Source organism: Chlamydiota bacterium, assembly GCA_012729785.1.
Classification (GTDB): domain Bacteria; phylum Auribacterota; class Tritonobacteria; order UBA1439; family UBA1439; genus UBA1439.
Genome location: JAAYCL010000020.1, coordinates 21,378 through 47,702 on the forward strand (window position 1 = coordinate 21,378; position 26,325 = coordinate 47,702).

General features: G+C 70.3%; 21 protein-coding genes. 18 read left to right on the plus strand and 3 right to left on the minus strand.

From position 1 onward, the window contains the following. Positions 1 to 72: 72 nt before the first annotated feature. From miaB to mutL, 4 genes are all read left to right on the plus strand, one after another. Positions 73 to 1,341, plus strand: a complete 1,269-nt coding sequence (gene miaB, locus GXY35_04190; protein ID NLW93783.1) for a tRNA (N6-isopentenyl adenosine(37)-C2)-methylthiotransferase MiaB — start codon at positions 73 to 75, stop codon at positions 1,339 to 1,341. A gap of 5 nt (positions 1,342 to 1,346) precedes the next feature. Beyond that, a complete protein-coding gene (locus GXY35_04195) occupies positions 1,347 to 1,673 on the plus strand; it encodes a LapA family protein (protein ID NLW93784.1) in 327 nt (108 codons plus the stop codon). A gap of 62 nt (positions 1,674 to 1,735) precedes the next feature. Beyond that, positions 1,736 to 4,345, plus strand: a complete 2,610-nt coding sequence (gene mutS / locus GXY35_04200) for a DNA mismatch repair protein MutS (protein ID NLW93785.1) — start codon at positions 1,736 to 1,738, stop codon at positions 4,343 to 4,345. Continuing rightward, a complete protein-coding gene (gene mutL, locus GXY35_04205; protein NLW93786.1) occupies positions 4,338 to 6,077 on the plus strand; it encodes a DNA mismatch repair endonuclease MutL in 1,740 nt (579 codons plus the stop codon). The genes mutS and mutL overlap by 8 nt, the downstream gene beginning before the upstream one ends. A gap of 208 nt (positions 6,078 to 6,285) precedes the next feature. On the opposite strand, the gene GXY35_04210 is transcribed toward mutL, so the two are convergent. Further along, on the minus strand, positions 6,286 to 6,612 hold the full coding sequence (locus GXY35_04210) for a hypothetical protein (GenBank protein NLW93787.1): 327 nt from the start codon (positions 6,610 to 6,612) through the stop codon (positions 6,286 to 6,288). A gap of 172 nt (positions 6,613 to 6,784) precedes the next feature. Between GXY35_04210 and miaA the strand changes: the two genes are divergently transcribed. Further along, positions 6,785 to 7,756 (plus strand): tRNA (adenosine(37)-N6)-dimethylallyltransferase MiaA, encoded by a 972-nt coding sequence (gene miaA / locus GXY35_04215; protein ID NLW93788.1) that lies wholly within the window; start codon positions 6,785 to 6,787, stop codon positions 7,754 to 7,756. A 7-nt stretch (positions 7,757 to 7,763) separates the two neighbouring features. Further along, a complete protein-coding gene (hflX, locus tag GXY35_04220) occupies positions 7,764 to 9,047 on the plus strand; it encodes a GTPase HflX (protein ID NLW93789.1) in 1,284 nt (427 codons plus the stop codon). Here the strand turns inward: hflX and GXY35_04225 are convergent. Both GXY35_04225 and GXY35_04230 read right to left on the minus strand, forming a co-directional pair. Then, the gene (locus GXY35_04225; GenBank protein ID NLW93790.1) at positions 8,992 to 11,304 is read right to left on the minus strand and encodes a YfhO family protein; all 2,313 of its coding nucleotides are present in this window, start codon (positions 11,302 to 11,304) and stop codon (positions 8,992 to 8,994) included. The two genes, hflX and GXY35_04225, sit on opposite strands and share 56 nt — an antisense overlap. A gap of 41 nt (positions 11,305 to 11,345) precedes the next feature. Continuing rightward, positions 11,346 to 13,265 (minus strand): DUF2079 domain-containing protein, encoded by a 1,920-nt coding sequence (locus tag GXY35_04230; protein ID NLW93791.1) that lies wholly within the window; start codon positions 13,263 to 13,265, stop codon positions 11,346 to 11,348. A 121-nt stretch (positions 13,266 to 13,386) separates the two neighbouring features. On the opposite strand from GXY35_04230, the gene GXY35_04235 reads away from it, so the two are divergent. The 12 genes from GXY35_04235 (at position 13,387) to GXY35_04290 (ending at position 26,217) form a co-directional block, all read left to right on the plus strand. Beyond that, positions 13,387 to 14,163 carry an MBL fold metallo-hydrolase gene (locus GXY35_04235; GenBank protein NLW93792.1) on the plus strand — a complete coding sequence of 259 codons (777 nt, stop codon included), beginning with the start codon at positions 13,387 to 13,389 and terminating at the stop codon, positions 14,161 to 14,163. A 238-nt stretch (positions 14,164 to 14,401) separates the two neighbouring features. After that, a complete protein-coding gene (locus tag GXY35_04240) occupies positions 14,402 to 15,322 on the plus strand; it encodes a hypothetical protein (protein NLW93793.1) in 921 nt (306 codons plus the stop codon). A 76-nt stretch (positions 15,323 to 15,398) separates the two neighbouring features. Continuing rightward, the gene (locus tag GXY35_04245) at positions 15,399 to 16,727 is read left to right on the plus strand and encodes a hypothetical protein (protein ID NLW93794.1); all 1,329 of its coding nucleotides are present in this window, start codon (positions 15,399 to 15,401) and stop codon (positions 16,725 to 16,727) included. 30 nt (positions 16,728 to 16,757) lie between these two features. Then, the gene (locus GXY35_04250; protein NLW93795.1) at positions 16,758 to 17,849 is read left to right on the plus strand and encodes a metal-dependent hydrolase; all 1,092 of its coding nucleotides are present in this window, start codon (positions 16,758 to 16,760) and stop codon (positions 17,847 to 17,849) included. A 327-nt stretch (positions 17,850 to 18,176) separates the two neighbouring features. Then, on the plus strand, positions 18,177 to 18,734 hold the full coding sequence (locus GXY35_04255) for a sigma-70 family RNA polymerase sigma factor (protein ID NLW93796.1): 558 nt from the start codon (positions 18,177 to 18,179) through the stop codon (positions 18,732 to 18,734). A gap of 47 nt (positions 18,735 to 18,781) precedes the next feature. Next, positions 18,782 to 19,432 carry a hypothetical protein gene (locus GXY35_04260; GenBank protein NLW93797.1) on the plus strand — a complete coding sequence of 217 codons (651 nt, stop codon included), beginning with the start codon at positions 18,782 to 18,784 and terminating at the stop codon, positions 19,430 to 19,432. Between the two features lie 35 nt (positions 19,433 to 19,467). Beyond that, positions 19,468 to 20,805 (plus strand): PDZ domain-containing protein, encoded by a 1,338-nt coding sequence (locus tag GXY35_04265; GenBank protein NLW93798.1) that lies wholly within the window; start codon positions 19,468 to 19,470, stop codon positions 20,803 to 20,805. A gap of 16 nt (positions 20,806 to 20,821) precedes the next feature. Further along, positions 20,822 to 21,937, plus strand: coding sequence for a PDZ domain-containing protein (locus tag GXY35_04270; protein NLW93799.1), 1,116 nt, complete (start codon positions 20,822 to 20,824; stop codon positions 21,935 to 21,937). 60 nt (positions 21,938 to 21,997) lie between these two features. Then, positions 21,998 to 22,867 (plus strand): protein BatD, encoded by an 870-nt coding sequence (locus tag GXY35_04275; GenBank protein NLW93800.1) that lies wholly within the window; start codon positions 21,998 to 22,000, stop codon positions 22,865 to 22,867. Positions 22,868 to 23,083: 216 nt separating this feature from the next. After that, complete coding sequence (locus tag GXY35_04280; GenBank protein NLW93801.1) at positions 23,084 to 24,073, plus strand: AAA domain-containing protein; 990 nt, start codon at positions 23,084 to 23,086, stop codon at positions 24,071 to 24,073. 72 nt (positions 24,074 to 24,145) lie between these two features. Next, positions 24,146 to 25,027 carry a DUF58 domain-containing protein gene (locus tag GXY35_04285; GenBank protein ID NLW93802.1) on the plus strand — a complete coding sequence of 294 codons (882 nt, stop codon included), beginning with the start codon at positions 24,146 to 24,148 and terminating at the stop codon, positions 25,025 to 25,027. Between the two features lie 74 nt (positions 25,028 to 25,101). After that, positions 25,102 to 26,217 (plus strand): hypothetical protein, encoded by a 1,116-nt coding sequence (locus GXY35_04290; GenBank protein ID NLW93803.1) that lies wholly within the window; start codon positions 25,102 to 25,104, stop codon positions 26,215 to 26,217. Positions 26,218 to 26,325: the final 108 nt, after the last annotated feature.

Genomic DNA, 26,325 nt, shown 5'->3' on the forward strand with positions numbered 1-26,325 from the left:
CGCATGGACCGGACCGTGCACGCCGCGTTACCTCCCTCCCGCGCGGTGTATCTGCGCACCTACGGCTGTCAGATGAACGAACTGGACTCCGAGACGATCGCGGGGCTGTTCGAGCAGGACGGATGGGCGCTCACGGACCTCGAGCGGGAGGCGGATTTCGTCGTGTTCAACACCTGCGCCGTCCGGCAACATGCCGAGGACCGGGTCTGGGGGGCTCTGTTCGCCCTGAAGGAGCGCGCCGCGCGGGAACCGGGTTTCGGGGTGGCCGTCTGCGGCTGCATGGCCCAGGCGCGGGCGGCGGAGATCGCCCGGCGCTGCCCGTGGGTTCGGGTCGTCTGCGGCACGCGGTCGTTCGACCGGCTCCCCGCGCTCGTCGCAGAGGCGGAGCGGGAGGGGAGGACGCTGATCGATGTCGCGACCGACAGGGAGCCGCCGCACGGGTCCCTTCCCCGGAGGCGGGGGGGGCGCCTCAAAGGGTTCGTCGCGGCGATGCGGGGCTGCGGCGCCTACTGCGCCTACTGTATCGTGCCGTACGTGCGGGGGGGGGAGGTCAGTCGGCCGCCCGGGGAGGTCGTCGCGGAGGTGAAACGGCTCGCGCGGGACGGCTGCCGCGAGTTGATGCTGCTGGGGCAGAACGTCAACCGCTACTCCTCCGAACGGGTCTCGTTCGCGGGGCTCCTCAGACGCGTCGGCGCCGTCGAGGGGATCCTCCGCGTCCGTTTCATGACCTCGCACCCGCGGGATTTTCCCGAGGAGCTCATCGACGCGATGGCCGAGACGCCCCGGGTCTGCCCGCACCTCCACCTGCCGCTCCAGTCCGGATCGGACCGGATACTCTCCCTGATGAACCGCGGCTACACGATCGCCCACTACCGCATCCTCGTCGAACGCCTCCGGGAACGGGTGCCCGGCATCGCCGTCACCACCGACCTGATCGCGGGGTTCCCGGGGGAGACGGAGGAGGATTTCAGGGACACCCTCCAGGCGCTGGAGGAGATCCGGTTCGACGACGCGTTCGTCTTTAAATACTCCGACCGCGAGGGGACGCGGGCGGCGCGGATGGGCCCGAAGGTGCCCCCGGAGGAGATCAGGCGGCGGCACGCGGCGATCCTGCGGCTCCAGGGCACCATCAACGCCGAGAAGCACGCCTCGGCGGCGGGCACGGAGGTCGAGGTGCTCGTCGAGGGGGTGAGCCGCCGGAACCCGAACCGCCTCTTCGGCAGGACGGCGGAGAACCGTCGCGTGGTCTTCGCGGGGGGGCGAGGATTGACAGAGAGACTTGTTCGTGTTATAATTACAGATACTACGCCGATCACGCTGATCGGCGATGTCAGGGGGTGAAGAGGATGCCTCCGGTTGCAGTCAAGGACCCGATGCCAGAGAAGACGGTCGTCAAGCTCATCGCCGCCCTGGTGATCTGCATCGTGCTGATCGTGTTCGCCATCCAGAACTTCGGCCACGAGTGCCGGATCAGGCTCTTCTTCTGGAACATCGGGAAGTGGCCGGTCAGCGTCATCATCTTCGTCTCGATCCTGATCGGGGTGCTGATCGCCGTCTGCGAGATCCTCCCGCACGTGATGCGCCTTCGCAGGCGTCTGCAGGATGCCGAGGAAGCGCTGAGGAACGCCGTCGCCGCGCGCGCCGCGCGCGACAGGACCCCGCCGCATCCCTGAACCCCCTCCGTCTCCCCCCTCCGGCCCTGTGGCGAAGCGGCGATTTCTGCTACAATGCCGCCATGCAGCTCACGCCGATGATGCAGCAGTACCGCCGGATCAAGCGCGAGACCCCTCCCTCGATCCTGATGTTCCGCCTCGGCGATTTCTACGAGATGTTCTTCGAGGACGCCGTCACCGCCTCGCGCGTCCTGGGGATCACGCTCACCGGGCGCGAGAGCGGGAAGGGGAACCGGGTCCCGATGTGCGGGGTCCCCTACCACGCGGCGCAGGAGTACATCGCCAAGCTGATCCGCGCCGGGCACAAGGTGGCCGTCTGCGACCAGATCGAGGACCCGTCGCTCGCCAAGGGGCTCGTGAAGCGGGAGGTGACGAGGGTCGTCACGCCCGGGACCGCGCTCGAGGAGGAGCTGCTGGGGGCGGGGAGCAACAACTATCTCGCGGCGATCCACCGCGCGGGGGGCCTCTACGGGCTCTCCTGCCTCGATCTCTCCACCGGCGAGTTCCTCGCGACCGAGCTTTCGTGCGAGGCGGACCTGCTGAACGAGATCGCCCGGCTGTCGCCGAGCGAGTTTTTGCTCCCCCGCGCGCTCGCCGAGGACGCGGCGTTCATGAAGGCGCTCCGGCGGGTGTCGGACAAGCTGGTCAATCCGTGCGACGACTGGCTCTTCGAGCGGGAGGGCGCCTTCCGGCGTCTCCGGGAGCTCTTCCGCACCCAGTCGCTCGACGGCTTCGGCTGCGCCGGGCTCACCGTCGCCGCCTCGGCGGCCGGGGCGGCGGTCCAGTACCTCAAGGACGCCGGGCACGCCTCGCTGGCCCACGTGACGAAGATCGTCCCGTACGCGGCGGACCGCGCGCTGGTGATCGATCTCGCCACCCAGCGCAACCTCGAGCTCGCGCGCAACCTCCGCGACGGTGGGCGCGAGGGGACCCTGCTCGCCGTCCTGGACCGCACCGCGACCGCGATGGGCGCGCGCCTGCTCAAGGGGTGGCTCCTCCGGCCCCTCGCGGACCCGGATGAGATATCGGCCCGCCTCGACGGGGTGGAGGAGCTCGCCGGGAACCCGGCGGCCGCGGCCGCCCTCGCGCGCCTCCTCGCCGACTTCAAGGACACCGAGCGCCTGATCGCCCGGATCGACTGCGGGCGCGCGAACGCGCGCGACCTCCTCTCCCTCGGGCAGTCGCTCGCGCTCCTGCCCGCGCTCGCGGAAACGGTCGCTTCGCTGAAGGCGCCGATCCTCGCCGGCGCCCGGGGCCTTCTCGAGGACGCCGGTGATCTCGCGGCGCTCATCGAGAAGGCGATCGATCCGGCCGCCCCGCTCACAATCCGCGAGGGCGGGATCATCCGCCAGGGGTACGACGCGGCGCTCGACGAGGTCCGGGCCGTCTCCCGCGGGGGCAAGGAGTGGATCGCCGCGCTCCAGAAACGCGAGGCGGAGCGGACCGGGATCAGGTCGCTGAAGGTGGGCTACAACAGGGTCTTCGGCTACTACCTCGAGGTGACGAAGGCCAACCTCGGGATGGTGCCGCCGGACTACGTCCGGAAGCAGACCCTCGTCAACGCCGAACGGTTCGTGACCCCGGAGCTCAAGGAGCACGAGGAGCGGGTGCTCAACGCCGAGGGGAAGGCCGCGGCGATGGAGTACGAGCTGTTCGGCGCGATCCGCGAGCGGGTCGTGGCCGAGACGGAGCGGATCCAGCGGATCGGCCGGGGCGCCGCCCTGTTGGACGTGCTGCAGGCGCTCGCGTCCGTCGCGAAACGCAACAACTACGTCCGCCCCGTCGTCAACGGCGCCGATCTGATAGAGATCGTCGACGGCCGGCACCCGGTGATCGAACTCTCCCTCGCCGGGGAGCGGTTCGTCCCCAACGACACCCTGCTCAACACCGAGACCGATCAGCTTCTCATCATCACCGGCCCGAACATGGCGGGGAAGTCGACCTACATACGGCAGACGGCGCTCATCGTCTTGATGGCGCAGATGGGGAGCTTCGTCCCCGCCGCCCGGGCGACGATCGGCGTCGCCGACCGGATCTTCACGCGCGTGGGGGCCTCCGACGAACTCTCCCGGGGGCAGAGCACCTTCATGGTCGAGATGAACGAGACGGCGAATATCCTCAACAACGCGACCGAGAGGAGCCTGATCGTCCTGGACGAGATCGGGCGGGGGACCAGCACCTTCGACGGCATCAGCATCGCCTGGGCCGTGGCCGAGTACCTGCACAACACGCCGGCGGTGCGGGCCCGCACCCTTTTCGCCACGCACTACCACGAACTCACCGAGCTCCAGATGAACCTCCCCGGGGTGAAGAACTACAACGTCGCCGTCCGGGAGTGGAACGACGAGATCATTTTCCTCAGGAAGATCGTCCCCGGCGGCACCGACAAGAGCTACGGGATCCACGTGGCGCGGCTTGCGGGGCTGCCGGGGAGGGTGATCGAACGGGCCAAGGACATCCTCAACGCCCTCGAGGATGGGTGCATCCGCGAGGAGCGGCTCCCGCAGCCCGAGGAGCAGGCGGGGGGCCCGGCGCCGCCCCGGCAGATGAGCCTCTTCGATGCGCGCCCGAGTCCGATCGCGGAACAGCTCCGGCGGCTGGACCTGGACCGGATGACGCCGTTGGAGGCGATGCACCTCCTCAAACGGCTCAAGGAGATGAACGATGGGTAACATCAGCGTGCTCCCCGAGGCGGTGATCAACAAGATCGCCGCGGGCGAGGTGGTGGAGCGCCCCGCCTCGGTGGTCAAGGAGCTCGTCGAGAACGCCCTCGACGCCGGCGCCTCGCAGGTGGAGGTCGAGATACGCAACGGGGGGAAGTCGCTCGTGCGGGTGCGCGACGACGGGTGCGGGATGGGGCGCGACGACGCCGTCCTCGCGATCGAGCGCCACTCGACGAGCAAGATCGCCGGGGCGGACGACCTCTTCGCCGTCCGCACGATGGGGTTCCGCGGGGAGGCGCTCCCCTCGATCGCGGCCGTCTCGCGGCTCGAGATCGTCACGAAGGAGAAGGGGGCGCTCGCCGGGACCAGGTTTTCGGTCGAGGGGGGGCGCGCCGGGGAGGCGCGCGACGCCGGCGCCCCGGAGGGGACCGAGGTGACGGTCCGCGACCTCTTCTTCAACGTCCCCGCGCGGCGCAAGTTCCTCAAGTCGGAGGCGGCGGAGAACTCCCGCATCGCCGCCGCCCTCACGGCGGAGGCGCTCGCCCGCCCGGGCACCGGGTTCTCCCTGCGCGCCGACGGGGAGGAGCTCCTCAAGGCGCCCCCGGCGGCCTCCCCGCGGGAGAGGATCGCCTCCCTCTTCGGCGCGGAGCTCGCGGCGGCGCTGCTTTCGTTCGAGGCGTCGGCGGGGGGGGCGCGCGTGCGCGGCTTCGTCAGCCCGCCCGGCATCACGCGCGGGAACCGCGCCGTGCAATACCTGTTCGTGAACGGGCGGCCGGTGCAGGACCGGATCCTCTCGTTCGCCGTCTCGGACGCCTGCGACGGGTTCATACCGGCCCGGCGGTACCCGGTCGCGTTCGTCTACCTCGAGATCGAGCCGCGGGAGGTGGACGTCAACGTGCACCCGGCCAAGCGGGAGGTGCGTTTCCGTAACGCCGCCCTCGCAAGGGATCTCGTGCGCAACGCCGTCTCGCAGGCCCTTGGAGGAACGGGGCGGCCCCGCGCGGCGGGCCCGGCCTTCACCTACGAGTCGCGCGCGCGGGAGGGGGCCGTCGAGCGGGTGCCGGTCGCCGCGGAGGGGGGCGTGCCCCGCCCGCCGGAAACGAGCGCGCGCCCGCCCCTGGGCGCCGAGACGGCCGTTCTGCCGCTCGAGGAGGCCGAACCGGCGCACCGGCTCCGCGTCGTCGGGCAGGTGAAGAACCTCTACGTCGTCTGCGAGGACGCCGACGGCATCGCCGTGGTCGACCAGCACGCCGCACACGAGCGGATACTGTTCGAGAAGGTGATGCGCGCGCGGGAGGAGGGGGGGGGCGAACTCCAGCGGCTCCTCATCCCGTCGATCGTGGAGCTTTCGGCGCACGAGCGGGCGCTCGCCGCGGAGCACCTCGAGGCGTTCCGGTCGCTCGGGATCGGCCTGGAACCGTTCGGGAAACACGCGCTCAAGGTGGACCATCTCCCGGCGTGTCTCGGGGCGGCCGACCCGGAGGCGCTCCTGCGCGACGTGCTGGCCGAGCTCGCGGCGGAGGGGAGGAGCCGGGCGGTCAGGGACGGGGTCGCCGCTGCGGTCGCGGCGAAGGTCTGCCGCGCCGCCGTGAAACGGCGGGATCCGTTGCGGGGCGAGGAGCTCCGGCGCCTCGTGGACGACCTGATGCGCTGCCGCTCGCCGTTTACCTGTCCGCACGGGCGCCCGACCGTCATCCGCATCCCCGCCGCGGAGCTGGACAGGAGGTTCGGGAGGACGTGACGCGTCCGCCGCGGGTGCGGATGATCCCAAGCAGGAAGGATGCGGGGAGGCGGGTGGTGCAGCGGATCTTCGCGGCTACCCGCGGATCGGGAATCGATCCCGAAGGCGTGAAGGACGCCACGGGGCGATTCGGCCCACACGGCGTTTCGGGGTGAAAAGAATGCCCCTCGTGACGAGGGGCATTCGCACGACCTGGTCCTGCGCGCCGCTACTGGAGATCCTTGCAGCAGATCTTGCAGAACGCCGCGCAGCCGGCGGTCTTGGCGGCGTCGGCGGTGGGGAAGCACTTGACATCCTTTCTCGGGAAAAACTTGCAGGCCTTCCGGTGGCATTTCCCGAGGGTCGGCTTTCCGTCCTGCATCCGCTCCCTGCAGCAGAAATCCCCCTCCGCCGCCGGGGCGGCCGCGGGAGCCTCCTTCACCTCTGCGGCCGATTCCGCCGCGGGGGCCTGCGGCTTCTCGGCATCCGGCGCCTCCTGGGCAAAGAGGACGCCGGCGAAGGCGAGAAGGACCATCGCGATCGCGTATCGTTTCACGTTACCTCCTCCGTGGTTGGATGGTGACTACCCGTTTTCCATGGTCCGCCATAGGCAAAAAAATTGCAAGAAGATTCGGGGGCCGCGCGGGGGGCGCGAACCCCTTGATTCCGCCCGGAACCTCTGTTACCCTCCGGCCGTCCATCGGATGCGTTCGACCCCCGGGGATCCTGTGACCGCTCCCGTTCTGTTTCTCGTGGGCCCGACGGCCTCGGGCAAAAGCGATGTCGCCGTCGCGCTCGCCGCGCGCCTCGGCGGGGAGATCGTCTCCGCCGATTCGATGCAGGTCTACCGGGGCCTCGACATCCTCTCCGCCAAGCCCGGCCCCGCCCTGCGGGCGCGCGTCCCCCACCACCTCCTCGACGTCGCCGAACCGTGGGAGCGGTTCGACGCGGCCCGCTACGCCCGCCTGGCGAAGGCGGCGGTGGAGCGGATACGCGGGCGCGGGCGCACGGCGATCGTCGCGGGGGGCGCCGGGATGTACGTGCGCGCCCTGGCCGACGGGCTCTTCGAGGGGGCGGGGCGCGACGACGCCCTCCGGGAGCGCCTCGAGCGGCTCGCCGACGCCTCCGGCGAAGAGGCGCTCCACAGGCGGCTCCAGGCGGTCGACCCCGCGGCCGCCGCGCGGATACACCCGCACGACCGCAGGCGGATCGTCCGCGCCCTGGAGGTGTTCGAGGCGTGCGGGCGTCCGATCTCGTCGCTCCAGAGGGAGTGGGGCAGGGGAGGGGGGAAGGTCGTGCCCGGCGCCGCGTGGTTCAGCCCGACCCTCGCCTGCGCCTGCGTCTTCTTCGGGCTGCGGCGCGGCAGGGAGGATCTCGCCCGGAGGATCGAGGCGCGGACCCGGGCGATGCTCGCGGCGGGGGCCGTCGCGGAGGCCCGGGCCCTCTCCTCCCGAAGCGGCGGGGCGGGCGCGACGATCCTGCAGTCGCTCGGCCTCAAGGAGTTCGCCGGCGTCATCGAGGGGGGGTGCGGAGTCGACGAGGCGGCCGAGACGATCGCGCGGGCGACGCGCGCCTACGCCAGGAGGCAGTACGGCTGGTTCACGCGCGATCCGAGGATCCTCTGGATCGACGTCGCCTCGGACGAGGCGGCCGCGGAGACGGCGGGGCGGATCCTGGGCCGTCTCGACAGCGCACGATGAGGCCGCAATGACCGGACACCGCACAGACCCCGGCTCGACGGCGCGCCCGCCCGAGCGCGCGATCCTCGTCGGCCTCGAGGTCGGCGGGGTCCGCCGGTGGCAGGTCGAGGACCACCTCGCCGAACTCTCCCACCTCGCCCGGACCGCCGGGGCGGAGGTGGCGGGCACGCTCGTGCAGAAACTTTCCTCCCCCAACCCCGCCTACTACGTGGGGAGGGGGAAGGCGGAGGAGCTGCGCCTTCTCTGCGCGCGGGAGGGGGCGACGCTCGCCGTCTTCGACGACGAGCTGAGCCCCGCGCAGGTGAAAAACCTCCAGGAGCTCACCGGGCGCCGGGTGATCGACCGGACCGAACTGATACTGGACATCTTCGCCCTGCGCGCCCGTTCGCGCGAGGGCAGGATACAGGTCGAACTGGCCCAGCTCCGCTACATGCTCCCCCGCCTCACGAGGGCGTGGACGCACCTGTCGCGGCAGGAGGGCGGCATCGGCACCCGCGGGCCCGGCGAGCAGCAGCTCGAGGTGGACCGGCGGCGCATCCGGGAGAAGATCCGGCGGCTCAAGGAACGGCTCGCGGACGTCGAACGGGAGCGTCAGACGCAGGGGACGCGCCGGCGGAGGCGGGAGATCCCCGTCGCGGCGCTCGTCGGCTACACCAACGCGGGGAAATCGACCCTCATGAACGCGCTCACCTCCGCGGGGGTCCGTGTCGAGGACCGGCTCTTCGCGACGCTTGACCCGACCACGCGCGTTCTGCCGCTGCCCGGGGGGCGCAAAGCCCTCCTGACGGACACGGTGGGGTTCATTCGCAAGCTCCCGCACCACCTCGTCGAGTCGTTCAAGGCGACGCTCGACGGGGTGCGGCAGGCCGATCTTCTGCTCCACGTCATCGATTCCGCCCACCCGCAGGTCGAGGAGCAGATCCAGGCCGCCTTCAGGGTGCTAGGCGAGATCGGGGCGGGCGAGAAACCGTGCATCGCGGTCTTCAACAAGATCGACCTTCTCCCGGAGGAGGCGCGGCTGCAGCGCCTCGCCCGCGGCTTTTCGATGCACGCCGCGGTCTCCGCCCTGCGCGGGACCGGCTGCGACGCGCTGCGCCTCTTGGTGGCGGCGGAACTCGGGCGCGGACTGATCCGCTGCCGCCTCGTCCTGCCCCAGGCGGAGGCGGCCCTGCTGTCGAGGATCTACGAGGAGGGGACCGTATTCTCCCGCTGCTACGAGGGGGATTGCGTGGTCATCACGGCGGAGATCCCCCCGTCCCTCGCCCGGGAGACGGCGCAGTACCGGGCATGACGCGCCCGGTGGCGGCGTCGGGGCCGCGGCGAACGGAACGGAGGAGGGCGCAGAGGAGCAGCCCCGCCGCCAGCGCCGTCGCCGCCAGGCTCGTGCAGGCGCCCGCCGCGAACGACGCGGGCGCATAGCTGAATCGCACCCGGTGCGCGCCCTTCTTCAGGGGGACCGCCCTGAACAGGTAGTGGGCGCGGTGGATCGCCCCGGGGGCGCCGTCGACCGAGACCTTCCATCCGGGGAAGAATATCTCGGAGACGAACAGGAACGAGTCCCCGTCGGCGACCGTCTCGATGTCGATGCAGTCGGGGGTGTACCGCGCGACTCGGGCGCTCCCGCGCGTCGCCGGGGAGAAGTCGAACCCCTCCAGCCCCTCGGCGGACTCCAGCAACACCGTCGCCGCCGGATCGAACCCTTCGTCCCCCAGGATCTCCAATATCCGGGCCCGTTCGGGCACCAGTGCGAAACGCGGGACGATGAATGCCCGGGGGTAGAAATGCCTGCGGGCGGAGACCTGCATCCACACGGCGCCGTCCCGCCTGAACGGGGCGACATGGTACTTGACGTTCATCAGGCCGCTCATCTTCGTGTCCAGATCGGGCAGGAGGAAAAACCTCGAGGTCGGCTGTATCCCGCCGAGGTCGTGGGAACCGGTGGCGTTGTAGATCAGGTAGCGGAGGGTGTCGGCCAGGATGGCCGGGCTGTAGCCGCCGATGTTCTGCAGGGAGTAGACCATCGGCAGGTTGAGGCCTATCCGCCTGTCGAGGATCGAGACGCGGTAGAGGCCCGGGTCGCGCTCGAAGAAATCGAATACGGGGGGCTTCGCGCCCGCCGCGGCCGCGTCGCCGAACCGGAGGTAGCCGCGGCCGAAGGAGAGGAGGTCGGCGAGCGCGAGGACGAGCAGGAGCGCCTTGAGCGGCCTGGGGCCGACCGCCCCGCCGGCCCGCAGGCGGAGGCACGCCAGGCAGGCGGCGAGCGGCAGGAGGAAGGCGCAGATCCCCCGGACGGCCCCCCCGGCGGAGGGCCCCGGCCCGTGGCCGCGGAGCGCGCATGCCGCCAGGGCCAGGCCGAAGAAGGCGAGGAAGGCGGCGCACACGGCTCCTCCCGGCCGCGGCGCGAGGCGGGAGGCGGGAGGCGTCCCGGCCGCCCGGTCCAGCGCGAGGGCCGAGAGCACCGACAGCGCCGTCATGTACGGGAGGAAGAACCTCAGCGGCAGTTGGAGCGCGGGGCGGAGCGGCGGGACGGCGGCGAGCAGGCGATGGAGCGGCGTCGCCTCCCCGAGCGCGGCGAGGAGCGAGAAGACGGCGAGGATGCCGTAGAACGCGGCGAGCCCCGTGCGCGCCCCGGTCGCGGCCAGCAGGGCGAGGAGGAACGGGACGGCGCCCGCGTAGATGCCCCCGGTCACCTCGTCGAGCTCGCCCTCGCCGGGGGCGAGCGCGGGCACGAGCAAAGCGGGGAGCCGTCGAGGGGAGAGGGAGAGCCCCGCGGTCCCGGGCGCGCCGGCGGTCGCCCGCAGCGAGTGACGGTACGCCTCCGCGAACGGGAGGAGTGCCACGGCGGCGAGCGCGGTTCCCAAGGCGACGACCGCGGCCCCGATGCGCACCCGCCGCGCCAGTTCCGCCCGGTTGCCGGCGAGCGCCGGGCCGCGGAGCAGGAAGAGGAGATAGGCCCCGGCGGTGCAGAGGCCTATCAGCGCCATCTGCGGATGCCCGGCCAGGAACTGGAGCCCCACGGCGATGCCCGCGAAAGTCGGGTATGCGAGCCCGCGCCGCTCGGAGGCCCGCTGGACCAGGAGGAGGATCAGCGGCAGCCAGGCGCAGGAGGAGATGATCGAGAGCTGCTCCGTGTGTACGATGCTGAATCCGTTGTAGCCGAAGACGCAGGCGCCGAACAGGGACGAACCGCGTGAGATCCCGAGCCCGCGCAGGTACAGGTACATGAAGAGGGAGGCGAGGAAGAGGTGGAGGGCCGCGAAATGGGCGATCGCCCTGAAGATCGAGAGCGGGAGGAAGAGGAGGTTGAAAGGATAGAAGAGCGCGGTCTGTATCTCCGCGCCGCCCGGGAGCCCGGCGAAGATGTACGGGTCCCAGAGGGCGATGCGGCCATCCCGGTACATCCGCGCCGCGGCGGATCTGAACGGGTAGAAGAAGGAGAGATGGTCCTCGAAGAGGAGCGCCTGCGTTCCGAACGTCGCCGGGAAGAGGAGGAGATGCGGCAGCAGGAGCAGGAAGACGACGATGAGCGCCGCGGTGTACCTGTGCATTCGCGTCGCGCCCCGTGCGAAGACGAGGGGCGCCTCCCGGATCAGAGCCGCACGTCGCCGAGCGAGAGCCACCCGTCGCGGGTGACGATGCCCGGCCTCGCGGCGAATTGTCGCACCCTGCAGGGGGGGAAGGTGTCGATCGGGAGCATCTGGAGCGAGTAGACGCCGCGGGGAAGATCCGGCGGGACGGCGACGAAGTGGCGCGCCTGTATCCGCTCCCCCTCCTCCCACTCCGAGGTGGGGTGGAGATGGTGGCAGATGCAGGCCACCTGGCGCAGCAGCTCCCCCCCCTCCGGCCCCCGCATCCTCAAAATCAGCGACAGATCCCCCCGGCCCGCGCCCGCGGCCTCCCAGAGGGAGCTGACGCGGATCTGGCGCATCCCCCGCGCCTCCTCCGGCGCGAGCTCCGCCTTTCTCAGGAGGAGGCCGTCGAACGCCGCCAGGATGCCTTCGCCACCGCCGCCCGGGGCGAGCCGCTCCCAGAGCGCGACCGCGTCGGGCGACCCGCGCCGGTACAGCGCGATCTGGCCGACGATGCGCACGAGGCCGAGTTCGTTCCGGGCCAGATACTCCCTGAAGCGCGCGGGGCTCCTGCGCGGGTCGTAGAATTTCACGAACGTGGTCGGGTCCCCGAAGTCGATCAAGGCGCACTGGATGTCGGCGCGCCCGGGGTAGGGGCTCGGGAGGTCGCCGAAACGCCCCGCGAGCACCCACGGGATCGAGTCGAGCTCCTTCCGGCTCGAGAGGGCGGTGAAGAAGCCGAAGTTCGTGGCCGCGGGGAGGCCGTCGGGGACGGCGCGCACCAGCTCCCATTTCGCCGCGGCCATCGGGTCGGTCCGGGGAAGGCAGTCGACCGCCCCGCGCCAGGAGTCCGACAGGAGATGGAGCTGCGGCCCGAGGCGCCAGCTGAATCCGATCCCGGCGACCGCCAGGATCGCGGCCGCCGGACGCCGGAACGCGGCGGCGCCGAGGAGCCCCTGCAAACGCCTGAATCCCGCGATCCCTGCGATGAAGACGAACGGGATGATCGGGGCGTTGTACTGGTAGATGATGTCGGCGACGTACGGTTTCGTGGCCAGCAGGTTGAGCAGGAGGGGGGGGAGGCAGAGGAACAGGGCGCCGGGGGCCAGGAGCGGGAGAAAGGCGAGGGGGGCGAAGAGCCGGAACAGGTAGAGGAGCTTGGCCGGCCGCAAGACGATCCCCAGGATCAGAAGCGGCCGGCGGACGATGTTCGCGGCCACCGCCCCCGCCGACCCGCCGGCCTCCGCGTAGAACGGGAGGAACGGCGAGGGGGCGCCCCCCCTGAGGTGCGGGGCGAGCCAGAAGAAGTAGGCGCAGAACCAGCCGATGCCCAGGCAGAGCGGCGCAACGGACCAGCGCAGTCCCCTCCGCTCCCAGAGCGCGCACGCGCCGAACGCGGCGGCGACGAACGCGATCTCCTCCCGGGTGCTCATCGCGACGACGAGGAAGGCGAGGAAGGGGCCGTAGCGCATCCGCCGGTAGAAGAGGTAGGCCCACGCGAGAAGGAAGGGGGCGAAGTTGACCGTATGGACGTGGAGCAGGGTGATATAGCCCAGCGGGGGATAGAGGAGGTAGAGCAGGAGGAAGAGGAGCGGCACGGCGCCGCCGCCGATCTCCCGCTTCGCGACGAGGTAGATCGGCCATCCCGCCAGCGCCAGGAAGAGGGTCTGAAGGCACAGGAGCATGAGCGGGGACTGCCAGAGTGCGTAGAGGGGGGAGAGGAGGAGGAGGAACAGGTACGCGTGGAAGCCGAGGATGTTGCCGCCGTGCAGCGAGGAGTAGCACAGGTCGCCGCGCAGGTTGTTCCAGGCGATCTGGTTCGCGGTCGCCGTGTCGAAGTCGTAGTAGCCGAACGCCAGGTATTTCTTGACGCAGAGGGGGACGAAGGCGGCGATGTAGAGGCAGAGCAGCGATACCGCGATCGTGTCGTATTTTTTCAAGGCGATCGCTCGGGACCGGCGAACCGTGGCAAGGGTAGCACAGGGAGGGGAGGGGGGCAAGGGGCCCCGGGCGGGCTGTTTTGAACCGGCGCCGCAAAGATGCTATCCTTCGGGCGTCCGCATGAAGATCTGCATCCTCGGCAGCGGGAGTTCAGGCAACTCCATCTACATGGAGAGCGGCGGCTTCCCCCTCCTCGTCGACGCGGGGCTGAGCCGGCGGGCGCTCGCGGCGCGTCTCCTCTCGATCGGCGTCGAGATCGAATCGATCCGGGCCGTGCTGGTGAGCCACGAGCACGGCGACCATGTGCGGGGGCTGCCGGCGCTGCACCGGGCGCACGGCGTCGCCGTACACCTGAACCGCCTGACGGCGAGCGGCCTGCTCGGCCGGGATTTTCCCGCGGCGGCGTTCAACTACTTCAAAACCGGCGTGGATTTCCGCGTCGGGCCGTTCACGGTGCACCCGTTTCCGGTTCCGCACGACGCGCTCGACCCGGTCGGCTTCGTCGTTTCCGCGGCGGGATGCCGTGTGGGCATCGCGACGGATCTCGGGCATCCGTCCCCCCGGGTGATGGAGCGCCTCAAGAACTGCCGTGCGCTTATCCTCGAGTCCAATCACGATCCGATCCTCCTCGAAAACTCCGACCGCCCCCGGTCGGTGAAGGAGCGGATCCTGGGCGAAATGGGGCACCTGTCGAACCGCTCCGCCGCCGCGCTGCTCGCGGAGGTCGCCTCGGAGGCGCTCCAGGACATCTTTCTCGCGCACCTCTCCGAGGAGTGCAACCGGCCCGAGTTGGCGCGCATGAGCGCCGTGCAAGCCGCGAGGGGGAACGGTTTCGGCCATGTCGCCGTGCGCCTTTCCTGGGCCGACCGCGCGAGCGAGGTGCTGGAGTACGACTGAGGGGGATCGGGTCGGATTATCCCCTTGCGGTGCGCCGCAGGCGTGCTATACTTTTCGCGTGCGATTTCACGCGCCGGCGCGGCGCCGCGGGATCCCTTCCAGGGGTGATCATGCGCGACGACGTAGGAAGCGGCGGAGACCCGGATGCGCGGGACAGGCGGCGTTGCGCCGCCTGTCCCGCGCATCGTGCTTTGCGGACGGAGCGGCGAGCAACGCGGCCGTACACCAGAAAGGGAGGATGACGCCGATGCAAGAGCAGAAGCAGCCGAACGTGTGTCCCGATCCCCAGAAGGCGCTCCTCGACGAGGTGCTCTGCCCGGGGTGCGGCAAGTTCGTCGGCGCCTACGAGAAGTGCCCGTACTGCGGGACCGAGATGAAGAAGCGGATGAGCATCATCTTCTTCAAGCGCGCGGCGCTCGTCCTTGCCTTCGGGGGCCTCGCCCTCCTCTGGTTCACCGCCACGAAGATGCAGCCGCCGCTCATCAGGATCGGCGACGTCGACGAGAAGGATCCCAACAGCGCCCGCTACAACAACGCCGTCGTCGAGGTGCGGGGCACCGTCGAGAGCGTCCGGACGACGGGCAGGGACGGCATCTCGTTCGAGATCGACGACGGGACCGGCAACATCAAGGCGCAGGCGTTCCGCGGGCGGGAGGTGATGCGGCAGACGGGCAACACCCCCCACGTCGGGGACCAGGTCGCGGTGGTCGGCTCGATCCAGCTCACCGACAAGTACGGCACCTCGCTGATGATCAACATACCCGAGAAGGTGAAGGTCACCCCCGCCAAGGCCGAGAAGGTCCTGCTCGAGCGGATCACGCTCGACCGGAAGGGGGCGCTCGTCGAGGCGACCGGCGAGATCGTGATCGCCCGCAGGAGCGGGGACGACATCTTCCTGACCATCGGCGACGCGACCGGCCTCGTCGAGGTCCCGCTCTTCGGCCGCACCATCAGGTACGCCAAGAACAAGGAGCGCTTCAGCACCGTCGGCAGGGAGATCACGGTCATCGGTACGATCGGTGAGTACCGGGGCCGCCCCCAGATCACCATCCGCGACGTGGAGGAGATCGTCACGCTCGCCGAGGACACCATCCCGACCGACAAGATCCCCGGCCGCGAGGAGGCGGTCAAGAAGGCCGCGGAGCTCGAGTCGAAATAGCCCGCCCCCGCGGCCAGCGCCGGGGCCGTCCCGGGCGCGCCGCGGAGGACCCGTGGACACGGCGGAGGACTGACTGATGGATACGATCGCGGCGCTCCAGATACTCTTCTACACCGTCCTCGGGACGGTCATCGGGGGCGTCCTCTCGATGCTCCCCTCGCTGCACATCTTCAACGTCAGCGGGATCGCGCTCCTCATCTGGATGAAGTGGCCGTTCCTGATGCCCGAGCTGGCGCTCCCGGCGTTCTTTATGGCGATGCTGGTGGCGTGGGCCAACATCAACACCATCCCCTCGATGTTCATCGGGGCCCCCGACGAATCGGCGGTCTTCGTGGTGCTGCCGGGGCAGAAGTACATGCTGCAGGGGCGCGGCTTCGAGGCGGCGATCCTCACCGGGGTCGGCTCGCTCGGGGCCATCTTCATGATGGTGCTCCTCACGCCGTTCCTCTATCGCGCGATGCCGGTCATCAAGAACATCCGGAGCGATAACCTGGCCTGGATCATGCTCCTCTTCATCATCTACATGCTGATGAGCGAATGGCCCAAGGGGACCGGGCTGGGCAAGACCACCTGGGAGCGGTTCAAGTGGGCGTGGGCCAACCTCATCTCCGGGATCACCACCTTCGCCCTTTCGGCCTTTCTCGGTTTCATCATCCTGAACCGGACCATGGTCCCGCTCGACATGAGTTTCCAGGGGATCATGCCGGTCTTCGTCGGGCTCTTCGCGGTGGCGGGGATCATCCAGAACCTCGTCTCCAAGCAGAAGGTGCCGCCCCAGCACGAGGCCACGTCGATCGACGTGGACTACCGCCTCCTCGGGAAGGGGATCTTCGCCGGGACGATCGGCGGCGGGCTCGCGGCGACCATCCCCGCCGTCACGGGCGGCATCGGCGGCATCATCGCGGGGCACGCCACCGGGCAGCGCGACGACCGCATCTTCGTCATCTCGCAGGGGGTCTCGAAGACGATCTACTACGTCGGGGCGTTTCTCCTCTTCTTCGTCCCGACGCTCCAGCTCTCCCGCGGCGGGATGACGATCATCCTGAAGCCGCTCTTTACCCCCTACACCAACCAGGAATATTTCAGCATCCTCTCGGTGATCATGATCAGCGGCGCGTTGAGCTTTTTGATGATGTTCCCGCTGACGCGCTGGACCATCCGCCTCATCACGCGGGTCGACTACCATGTCCTCCTCTGGGGCGCCCTCGGCCTCTGCTGCCTCATCGTCGGGGGGCTCTGCGGCTGGATGGGGCTCTTTCTGATGATCGTCTCGACCGGCATCGGCCTCATCCCCGCGTTCTACCACTCGCGCAAGAGCAACTGCATGGCGGTGCTCCTCGTCTGGATGGTGCTCAGCATGAGCGGGCACGGGCCGGCGATACTGAGGTTCTTCCGTCTCGACTGAGAAAGCGCACACACAGGAGGCCAGGCTGCGATGAAAGGTCTGACGCATTTCATAAGCGGCGTCGCGATGGGGTCGTTCATCCCGGCCGCCGTCCGGATGGCCAACAACAAGATCGACAACTCCCTCATCCTCGGGCTCGGGGGGCTCTTCGGCATCATGCCCGACACCCTCGACTTCAAGGTGGGGCAGTTCTTCTCCCAGGCCGACTACGACGTCGACGTCGACCCGAACAACCTGAACCCGCAGGATATGGCGGAGCAGATCGCCAAGGGGATCAACGACGCGTGGGAGACGGGGCGGTACGTGAAGGTCCAGCTCTACCCGATCCGCCTCGGCGTGGATCTGTGGCGGCAGTACGTGGTCAAGTTCGACGGGGAGAAGAACGAGGTGGTCGTGGTGATCAACGAGATCGTCAACACCTCGCAGACCCCGTACCTCGGCACCGCGCCCAAGACCAACCGCGTCGGCCGCTGCCGCGTGAAGGGGAAGATGCTGGAGACGCACGGCAAGCCGTCGGTGGTGGATATCATGAGCGGGCCGCAGTTCGGCTTCATCAAGCGGGCGGGGCAGGTCGAGGTCGAGTTCCTGCCCTGGCACCGGACCTGGAGCCACAGCTACGTCCTCGGCTTCATCCTCTCCTCCGTCGTCTGGGTCCTCGCCTCGCTCGTCGCCGGCTGGGATAAGGGGTGGCTCTACGGCCTCGTCGCCTTCCTCGGCTACGCCATCCACATCACCGAGGACCTCACCGGCCACATGGGCGGAAGCCTCCTCTGGCCGTTCCAGAAGGACCGGACCAACGGGCTCTGCCTCTTCAAGGCAAGCAACCCGCACGCCAACTTCACCGTCGACTACATCGCGGTGACGCTGCTCCTCTTCAACCTGAACCGTTTCGCCCCGAGGCCGTACTTCGCGATGGGGGCGTGGCAGTACCTCCTCTACGTCATCGCCATCCCGCTCGTCATCTACGGGCTGATCACCAAGATCTTCGGCGAGAGGAAGGGCGAGGCGAAGAAGGAGGGGGAGATCTCCGCGGAGAAGGCGCTCGCCGAGCATCTGAAGCAGTCCAACGAGGAGATGCTCTACGAGGCTGAGGACGCGCTCCTCGGGGACGTCCAACGGTAGCTTCTTCGCCGCAGTGCCGGGGCCGGGCATGCATCCCCGCGCGGGCCGCCGCGCCGGGGGAGGATGCCCGGTTCGTTTTTTAATATATTTTTGAACGAACGCCCGCCGGCGTCGTCGAAACATCCGAAGAGGACCGATCGGGCGGGCGACCCCCTCGCGGGCGCGCCCGGTCGCCGGTGCGGCGGCCTCTCCGTCCGGTCCCCGGCCGTCCTCGAGCCCGGCCGCGGGGAGGGAGTGGCTCGCGCGGCCGGCGCGTCTTTGAGTTGCACGCCCCCCTGTAGTATAGTGTCTGGTACGCCTGGTGCGCCGCGGCGGACGCGGGGGGGTATGGAGTTCACGGAAGAGGATCTTGTACGCCGCGCGAGGGGGCGCGATCGCGACGCGTTCAGGCAGCTCGTCGAGCGGTACCGGGAGCGGGTGTACGGCATCGCCCGCGGGATGACCGGGAATCACGCCGATGCGGACGACGTCGCCCAGGAGACGTTCATCCGCGCGTACAGGAAGCTGGACGACTTCGAGGGCCGTGCACGCTTCTGCACGTGGCTGTATCGGATCGCGGTGAACTGCAGCCTCGACCTGCTCAGGAAACGGTTGCGGCGGGCGGAGTTCGACCTCGGGGACGCGGGCGGCGTGGAGGGGCTCGCCGCCGCGGGGGGACGGCACGGCGGGGACGGGGCGGCACACCGCGAGCTCATCGAGGCGATCGCGCGGGGGATCGAGTCGCTGCCCGAGAGGCACCGCGCGGTGCTCGTGCTCCACGACCTGGAGGGGCTGCCGCACGACGAGATCGGCGCCGTGCTGGGGTGCTCGCCGGGGACGGTGCGCTCCCGGCTCCACTACGCGCGGCGGAGGATGCAGCGGAAGCTGAGGGGCTTCCTCGGGTGACGGCGTGCGGGGTGGGGCGCCGGGGGATTGGGAGGGGGGACGGGGATATGAGATGCCGGAAGGCGGCGAGGCTTCTCTCCGACCAGGTCGACGGCGCGCTCGACGCGGCGGCCGGGCGCGCGGTCGAGGAGCACCTCGCGCGGTGTCCCTCGTGCGCAAACGCGCGGGACAGGATCGAGCGCACGCGCCGCCTCCTCCTCCAGGCGCGGGCGGTCCGGCCCGGCGACGGCTACTGGGAGAGGTTCTGGCCGCGGCTTGCACAAAGGCTCGACGCGGCGGAGGAGGGGAGCGGATCGATCCTCGCCTCGGTGCGCGCGTTCCTCTCCCGCCAGCGGCGTGCGGGCCTCCTCTCCCCGGCGCCCGCGCTGTCGCTCCTCGCCCTGGGCTGCTTCAGCGCGTTCCTCGTCATGCAGTTCATGCACAGACCGGGTACGGGCCGAGAGGCGCCCGCCCCCGCCCCCGCAGCTGTCGTGTCGGCGGCGCGGAACCTGCCGCGCCACGCGCCGGTCGAGGGAGCCGGGCCGCGGTTCGGGGTCGATGCGGTGCTCTGCGACGGCGCGGGGCGCACGGGGATAGACGAGTACGTGCTCCAGCCGGCGGCGCTTTTCCGGAGCGGTGGAAACGCCCGGGGGATCGACTTCGTCCTCTCGCGTCCGTCCGTCCGGTCGCGGCGCGCGGAGCCGTACGGAGCATACTGAAGGGGGCCGCCCGTCCCCCGCGGAGGGTTCGCCTGATGAAGACGCTTTTCGCGGCGCTCCTGATACTCCTCGCAGCCGTCCGGGCGGATGCGGGAGGGAAAGAGGAACCGCTGCTCGCGCGGATGGGCCGCGAACTCGAACGGTTCGCCGCCGCCGTGCGTCCCTCGGTCGTGCAGGTCATCGCCGAGTGCGATCCCTCCGCGCAGGGGGCCGGTTTCGAAGGCGGCATGCGCGGGAGGGGCGGGATCTTCCGTGCCGCCACCAGGCGTTCCGGCAGCGGCTTCTTCATCAGCCGGGACGGGCACATCCTCACCACCGCCTACGTCGTCCGCGCCGCGCGGCGGATCGTCGTCCGGCTCGACGACGGCGCCGAGCACGAGGCGCGACTGTGCGGGAGCGATCCCGGGCTAAACGCCGCGGTGCTCGGGATCGAGGGGGCGCGGCGAAACCCGCCTCCGCTCGGCGATTCCGACCGGCTGCGCCCGGGGAGTTTTGTCTTCGCGATCGGCAACCCGTTCGGTCTCGCCGGGAGCGTGATCCCGGGCGTCGTAGCGGAGCGCGGCAGAACCGTCCCCGAGATCGCCGAACTCGCGGAGCTGCTCCAGGTGAGCGCGAGCATCAACCCCGGGGACAGCGGCGCGCCGCTCGTCGACGCGGGCGGGGAGGTGGTGGGGATCCTCGCGGCCTCGATGGGCGGCCCGGGCGACGCGGGCGACGCCCCGCAGGGGATCTGCTTCGCGGTGCCGCTCAACGCCGTGAAGGGGGCCCTCCCGGCGCTCATGGCGGGAGAGGAGATCGAGCGCGGGTGGCTGGGCGTGGGGGTGCAGGAGCTCACCCCGGCGCTCCAGGCGGAGTTCGGCGTCCTCGACGGGCGGGGGGTGATGGTGGCGCGCGTGATCGAGGGGGGTCCCGCCGCCGCCGCGGGCGTGCGGTCGGGGGACGTCGTGCGCGCCTTCGACGGCGCCCCGGTGCGCAGCCCGCGCGAACTGATCGCCCGCGTCGCGGCGGCGCCGGCGGGCTCCGACGCGACGCTGGTGCTGATGCGGAACGGGAGGGAGGAGACGCTCTCCGTCCGGATCGGCAGGCGCGCCGTCTCCTTCGCTCCCATGGCCGAGGGCGAAACCTCCCGCGGGCTGGGGCTGGTGGTCGGGGAGGCCGAGCCCGGCGAGGATGGAGCGGCGGTCGAGATCAGGGAGGTCCGGCCGGGCAGCCCGGCCGCCCGCGCGGGCCTGCGGCCGGGCGACCGGATCCTGGAGGCGAACAGGAAGCGGGTGTCGGGGCCGGAGGAGTGGGAGGCCGCCGTCGGCCGGAGCGGCGTGGAGAGGATCCTCGTCAGGACGCAGCGGGGCTTCTTCGTCATCAGGGGCGACTGAGCGAAAGGGGGGGGCGGTGAGGAACAGACTGTGTGCGGCCGCGGCGGCGTTCCTGCTCGCGGGAACGGCGTTCGGGCAGGGGGGGGCGCGCGACGCGGGGGAGCGGGCCGCCTCGCTCCAGGCGGCCTTCATCCGGGTCGCCAACGAGGTCGGGCCCTCCGTCGTCGGGGTCTACAACATCAGGAAGGCGCGGGTGGCGGGCTTCGTCGTGCGCCCGGGGGGGCATTTCGACCTCGACGAGTTTTTCAGACAGTTCGACAGCCCGATCGAGCGGCGGAGCATCGGCTCCGGGGTCATCATCGATCCGGCGGGGTACATCCTCACCAACGAGCACGTCGTGGGGAACGCGGACGCGATCGAGGTGATGCTGCCCGACGGGCGCAGGTTCGAGGGGAGGGTGGCCGGGACGGACGCCCGCTCCGACATGGCGGTGCTGAAGATAGACGCCGAGAATCTCCCCGCCGCGACCCTCGGCGACTCCGACGGCGTGAAGACCGGCCAGTGGGCGATCGCGATCGGCAACCCGTTCGGCATCGTCGAGGAGAACCCGATGCCCACGATGACGGTCGGTGTGGTGAGCGCGCTCCACCGGAGGCTCGGCGGCCCCGCCATCGGGGGGAGGTACTACGGCGACCTGATACAGACCGACGCGGCGATCAATCCCGGCAACAGCGGCGGCCCGCTCCTCAACCTGAACGGCGAGGTCGTGGGGATCAACGCGGCGATCATCAGCCCCTCGGGGGCGTTCGCGGGGATCGGCTTCGCCATCCCGGTGAACAGGGCGAAGGAGGTGCTGCAGCAGTTGAAGGAGGGGAAGGCGATCGACTACGGGTGGCTCGGCATCGGCGTGCAATCGCTCGATCGGGACCTCGCGGCGGAGTTCGGCGTGTCCGATCTGCTCGGGGCGCTCGTGGTGACCATCGTCCCGGGAAGCCCCGCGGCGGCGGCGGGGATCGCGGTCGGCGACGTCATCCGGGAGTGCACGGGCGTCCAGGTCAAGGACGCGGACGCGCTGATGGAGCAGATCGGCACCACGCGCGCCGGCACGACGCTGCGGCTCAAGGTGCTGCGCGAGGGGCGGGAGGTCGCGATCGACGCGACCGTGGGGAGGAAGGGTGAGAAGGTTACCTGACCGGCGCCGTCCGCGCGTAGGCGCAACGCCGGGCCCCGCGGTCCCGGGCGGGGGTGAACGGTGAGCGCGCCGCCGGGGCGAAACGCCCTGTATGCGGCGGTCTTCGCCGGTTGCGCGGCCGCGTCGCTTGGCCTCGCCGCCCGCCCCGCGCGCGCCGGCGGCCTGACCGGCGCGCTCGCCGCCGACAAGAGCCGCGTCGCGGAGGGGGGGATCGTCCGCCTTGTTTTGACCGTTTCCGGCCCGGCCTCTTCGCCCGCGATCCGCCTGCTGCAGCCGCTTTTCCCGCCGACGGAAAGATTCGAGCTCCTCTCGACCGGGCAGCGCAACGAGATCTCGATCGGGAAGGACGGAGAGACATTCTCGGCGGCGTTTCTCTACACGCTCCGCGCGCGGGAAGCGGGGGAGGAGAGGATCCCGGCGTTCGAGGTGCGGGAGAAGGTCGGGGACGGCGAACAGGGCGAGAAGGGCGGGGAGGAGAGAGACACGCTCCTCCTGACCGTGGAGGGCATCACGCTTGTCGTCGAGCCCCCGGGGAGGGGCGTCTATCGCGCGGGGATCGTCGTCGCCGCAGTCGCCGGCCTCTCCGCGGCCGCCCTCGCCGCCTCCTGTCTTGCCCGCCGCCGGAGGCCGCTCTCCGCCGCGCCGCCGCCCCCTCGCGGCGGATGCGCGCTCGCGGCCCTCGCCGCGATGGAGGATGCGCGCCCGCTGTTGGGCGCGGGGGATCGGGGCGCGTACGCCGGCGCGATACACCCCGCCCTCGCGGAGTGCGCGGCGCGGGAGGGGGACGAGGAGCTCGCGGCGCTCGCCGGTTCGCTCGCGGCGCTCCGGGAGCGCGTCCGGTACGCCAAAGACGAGGAGGCGGAGCGCGAAATCCGCGACGGCGTGCGCAGGGCCGAGCAGATCCTCAAGCGCAAGCTCCGGGACGCCTGAGCGGGAGGGAGACGTCGCGGGGGATGGGGCGGAACGGCGTCACGCGGCAGGAACGAAGCCGCGCCCGCCGTCCGCGAGGCGATGCCGTTTTGGAAGAGGCGGAGGCGGGGAATCCGGCGGGTCGCCGCCGCGGATCGGCGCGGCTGGAACGCGGGATCGGTGTCGTTTGATTCGCGGAGCGCAGCGGCACACGGGAGGTTGAGAGGGGGGATCGCGATGCAGCAGGACGTGCGGGAGATCGACGAGAAGGTGCGGAGGGAGAGCGGCGTCATTGAGCGGATCACCGGGGAGATCGAGAAGGTCATCGTCGGGCAGCGATACCTTCTGGAACGGCTGCTCGTCGGGCTTTTCGCCGACGGGCACATCCTGCTCGAGGGCGTGCCGGGGCTCGCCAAGACCCTCTCGGTGAAGACCCTCGCCCAATCGATCGCCATCGGCTTCCAGCGGATCCAGTTCACGCCGGATCTGCTGCCCGCCGACCTGATCGGCACGCTCGTCTACAACCCGCGGACGGGGGAGTTCACGACCAAGAGGGGGCCGATCTTCTCCAACGTCATCCTCGCCGACGAGATCAACCGCGCCCCCGCAAAGGTGCAGAGCGCCCTCCTCGAGGCGATGCAGGAGCGGCAGGTCTCGATCGGGGCGGAGACGTTCCCGCTCCCGCAGCCGTTCCTCGTCATGGCGACGCAGAACCCGATCGAGCAGGCCGGGACCTACCCGCTCCCCGAGGCGCAGGTGGACCGGTTCATGCTCAAGCTGAAGATCGGCTACCCGACCAGGAAGGAGGAGCGCGCGATCCTCGACCGGATGGCGATCGTCGGCTTCCAGCCCTCGGCATCCGCCGTCGTCCGGGCGGAGGAGATCCTCCGGCTGCGGGCGCTCGTCAACGAGATCTACATCGACGAGAAGATCAAGGAGTACATCGTGAACCTCGTCTTCGCCACCCGCGAGCCGGCCTCCTACAGGCTCGAGATCGGTCCGTACATCCGATACGGCGCCTCCCCGCGGGCCTCCATCTATCTCGCCGTCGCCGCCAAGGCGCACGCCCTCTTGCGCGGGCGCGGCTACGTCACGCCGCAGGACGTGAAGTCCGTCGGGATGGACGTCCTCAGGCATCGGGTGATCGTGAGCTACGAGGCGGAGGCGGAGGAGATGACGAGCGAGGACGTCATCGGGAAGGTGTTCGACAACGTCGAGGTGCCGTGACGGCCCTCCGGCCCTCACCCCCCCGCCCCGGGTCCGCAAGACGGCGGTGCGGGGTTCGATAGGCGGGAACGAATGCTCCCGAGAGAGATACTGAAAAAGGTCCGGCGCATCCAGATCTTCACGACCCGGATGGTCCAGGACGTCTTCGCGGGCGAGTACCAGAGCGTCTTCAAGGGGCGCGGGATGGAGTTCGAGGAGGTCCGCGAGTACCACCCCGGGGACGACGTGCGGAGCATCGACTGGAACGTCACCGCGCGCACCGGGCACCCGCACGTGAAGGTGTTCAGGGAGGAACGCGAGCTCACCGTGATGTTGCTCGCGGACGTCAGCGCCTCGGGGACGTTCGGCAGCGTCCGGCAGCGCAAGGAGGAGCTGATCGCCGAATTCTCCGCCGTGCTCGCCTTCGCCGCGATCAACAACAACGACCGGGTCGGGCTGATCTTGTTCAGCGACCGGATCGAGAAGTACCTCCCCCCGAAGAAGGGGGTCACGCACGTCCTGCGCGTCATCAGGGAGCTGCTCTACCAGTCCCCGCGGGGGAGGGGGACCGACATCGGCGCGGCGCTCGAGTTCTTGAGCAGGGTGGCCACGCGGAGGACCGTCTCGTTCCTCGTCTCGGACTTCCTCGCCTCCGGCTACGAGCGGGCGCTCTCGATCGCCGCCAGGCGGCACGATCTGATCGCGGTAGAGGTCGTCGACCCACGGGAGCGGGCGCTCCCGGACGCGGGGATCATCGAGTTCGAGGATCCGGAGACCGGGGCCGCCGTCGCGGCCGACACCGGCGACCGGAGGGTGCGCGAGGCGTTCGAGCGGATCGCGGCCCGGCAGGCGGAGATGCGCAACGACTTCCTCGCCTCGCGCGGCGTCGACCGGATCCGCGTGGAGACCGCGCGGCCGTACGCGGGGGAGCTCCTGAAGTTCTTCAGGGCGCGCGAGCACAGAATGGCGATCTGAACCCCGGGGCGGGCGTTCCGTTCCCGGGCGGTGAAAACGGCGGCGCGCGAGAGGCGCCGTGAAAGGAGAGGACGATGAGGGGGGCGATGACGGTGTGCGTGGCGGCGGGGATCTGCCTTTGCGGATGCGCCGCCCCGGCGGGCAGGGCGGATGCCCCGGGGGGGACGGCCTCTGCGGCCGCGCCGGCGGGCGCGTCGGGCGAGGTGCTCGCGAGGGTCGGCGGCACGGTGATCACGGACAGGGACCTCGACGAGAAGATCGCCTCGATGCCGGCCAGGGTCGCGGGGCGTTTCCGCACCCCCGTGGGGAAGAGAAACCTGCTCTCCACGATGGTGGAGCTGGAGATCATCTCCCGCGAGGCGGCCGCGAAGGGGCTCGACAGGGACCAGGAGACGCTCGCGCGCATCGAGGACGCCCGGAAGCGGATCGTGGCGGAGAAGCTGCGCGAACAGGTGCTCGAATCCGTGGAGGTGGACCGGGACGAGATCCTCAAGGAGTACGAAAAGGATGCGGACCGCTACAAGACCCAGAAGCAGGTCAGGGTGAGCCAGATCCTCTTCACATGGGACGCGGCCGCCCCCCCGAAGACGATCGATGCGGTGAAGCAGGATGCGGCGAAGATCCTCGAGCGCGCGAGGAAGGGCGAGGAGTTCGCCGAGCTCGCCCGCAACTACTCGCTCGACCGGGCGAGCGCCTCGAAGGGCGGCGACATCGGCTACGCCACGCGGCGATCCCTGACCTCGGAGGCGTACGCCGCCGCGATGGCGATGGAGAAGGAGGGCGAGCTCAGCGGGTTGATCGAGGGGAAGGACGAGCTGCGCATCCTCAAGGCGACCGAAATCGTCCCCGAGAGGAAAAAACCGTTCGAGGAGATGAGCGCCTGGCTCGAGCGCACCGTGCGGAGCAGGAAACAGCGCGAGGCCTGGAGCGCCTACCTGGCCGAATTGAAGAACAGGGAAGGCGTCGAGATCTACGAGGAGAAGCTCGGCGCGGCCGAGGGGACGGCGGAGAGCGGCCCCCCCGCCCTCAGGCGGCCGAGACGCCCCCGGCCGGAGGAGGGGCCGCAGGGCGCGGTTAAAATCAACCTCGGGGGGCCGAGCAGTTCGACAGGGGCCTCCGGCTGGGTGCAGCCCGACAAAGGGAAGGAGCAGGCGCCTCCCGCATCGGCCCCGTCTTCCGGGGCGATGTAGGGCACCCGTCTCCTCAGGGCGTCCTCCCTTCCCCCTCCCCCCGCGGGGGGAGGGGGAGGGTTTCCCCCGATGCGGTTCCCGCGGACTCGGGGAAAAGGGTAACGACAC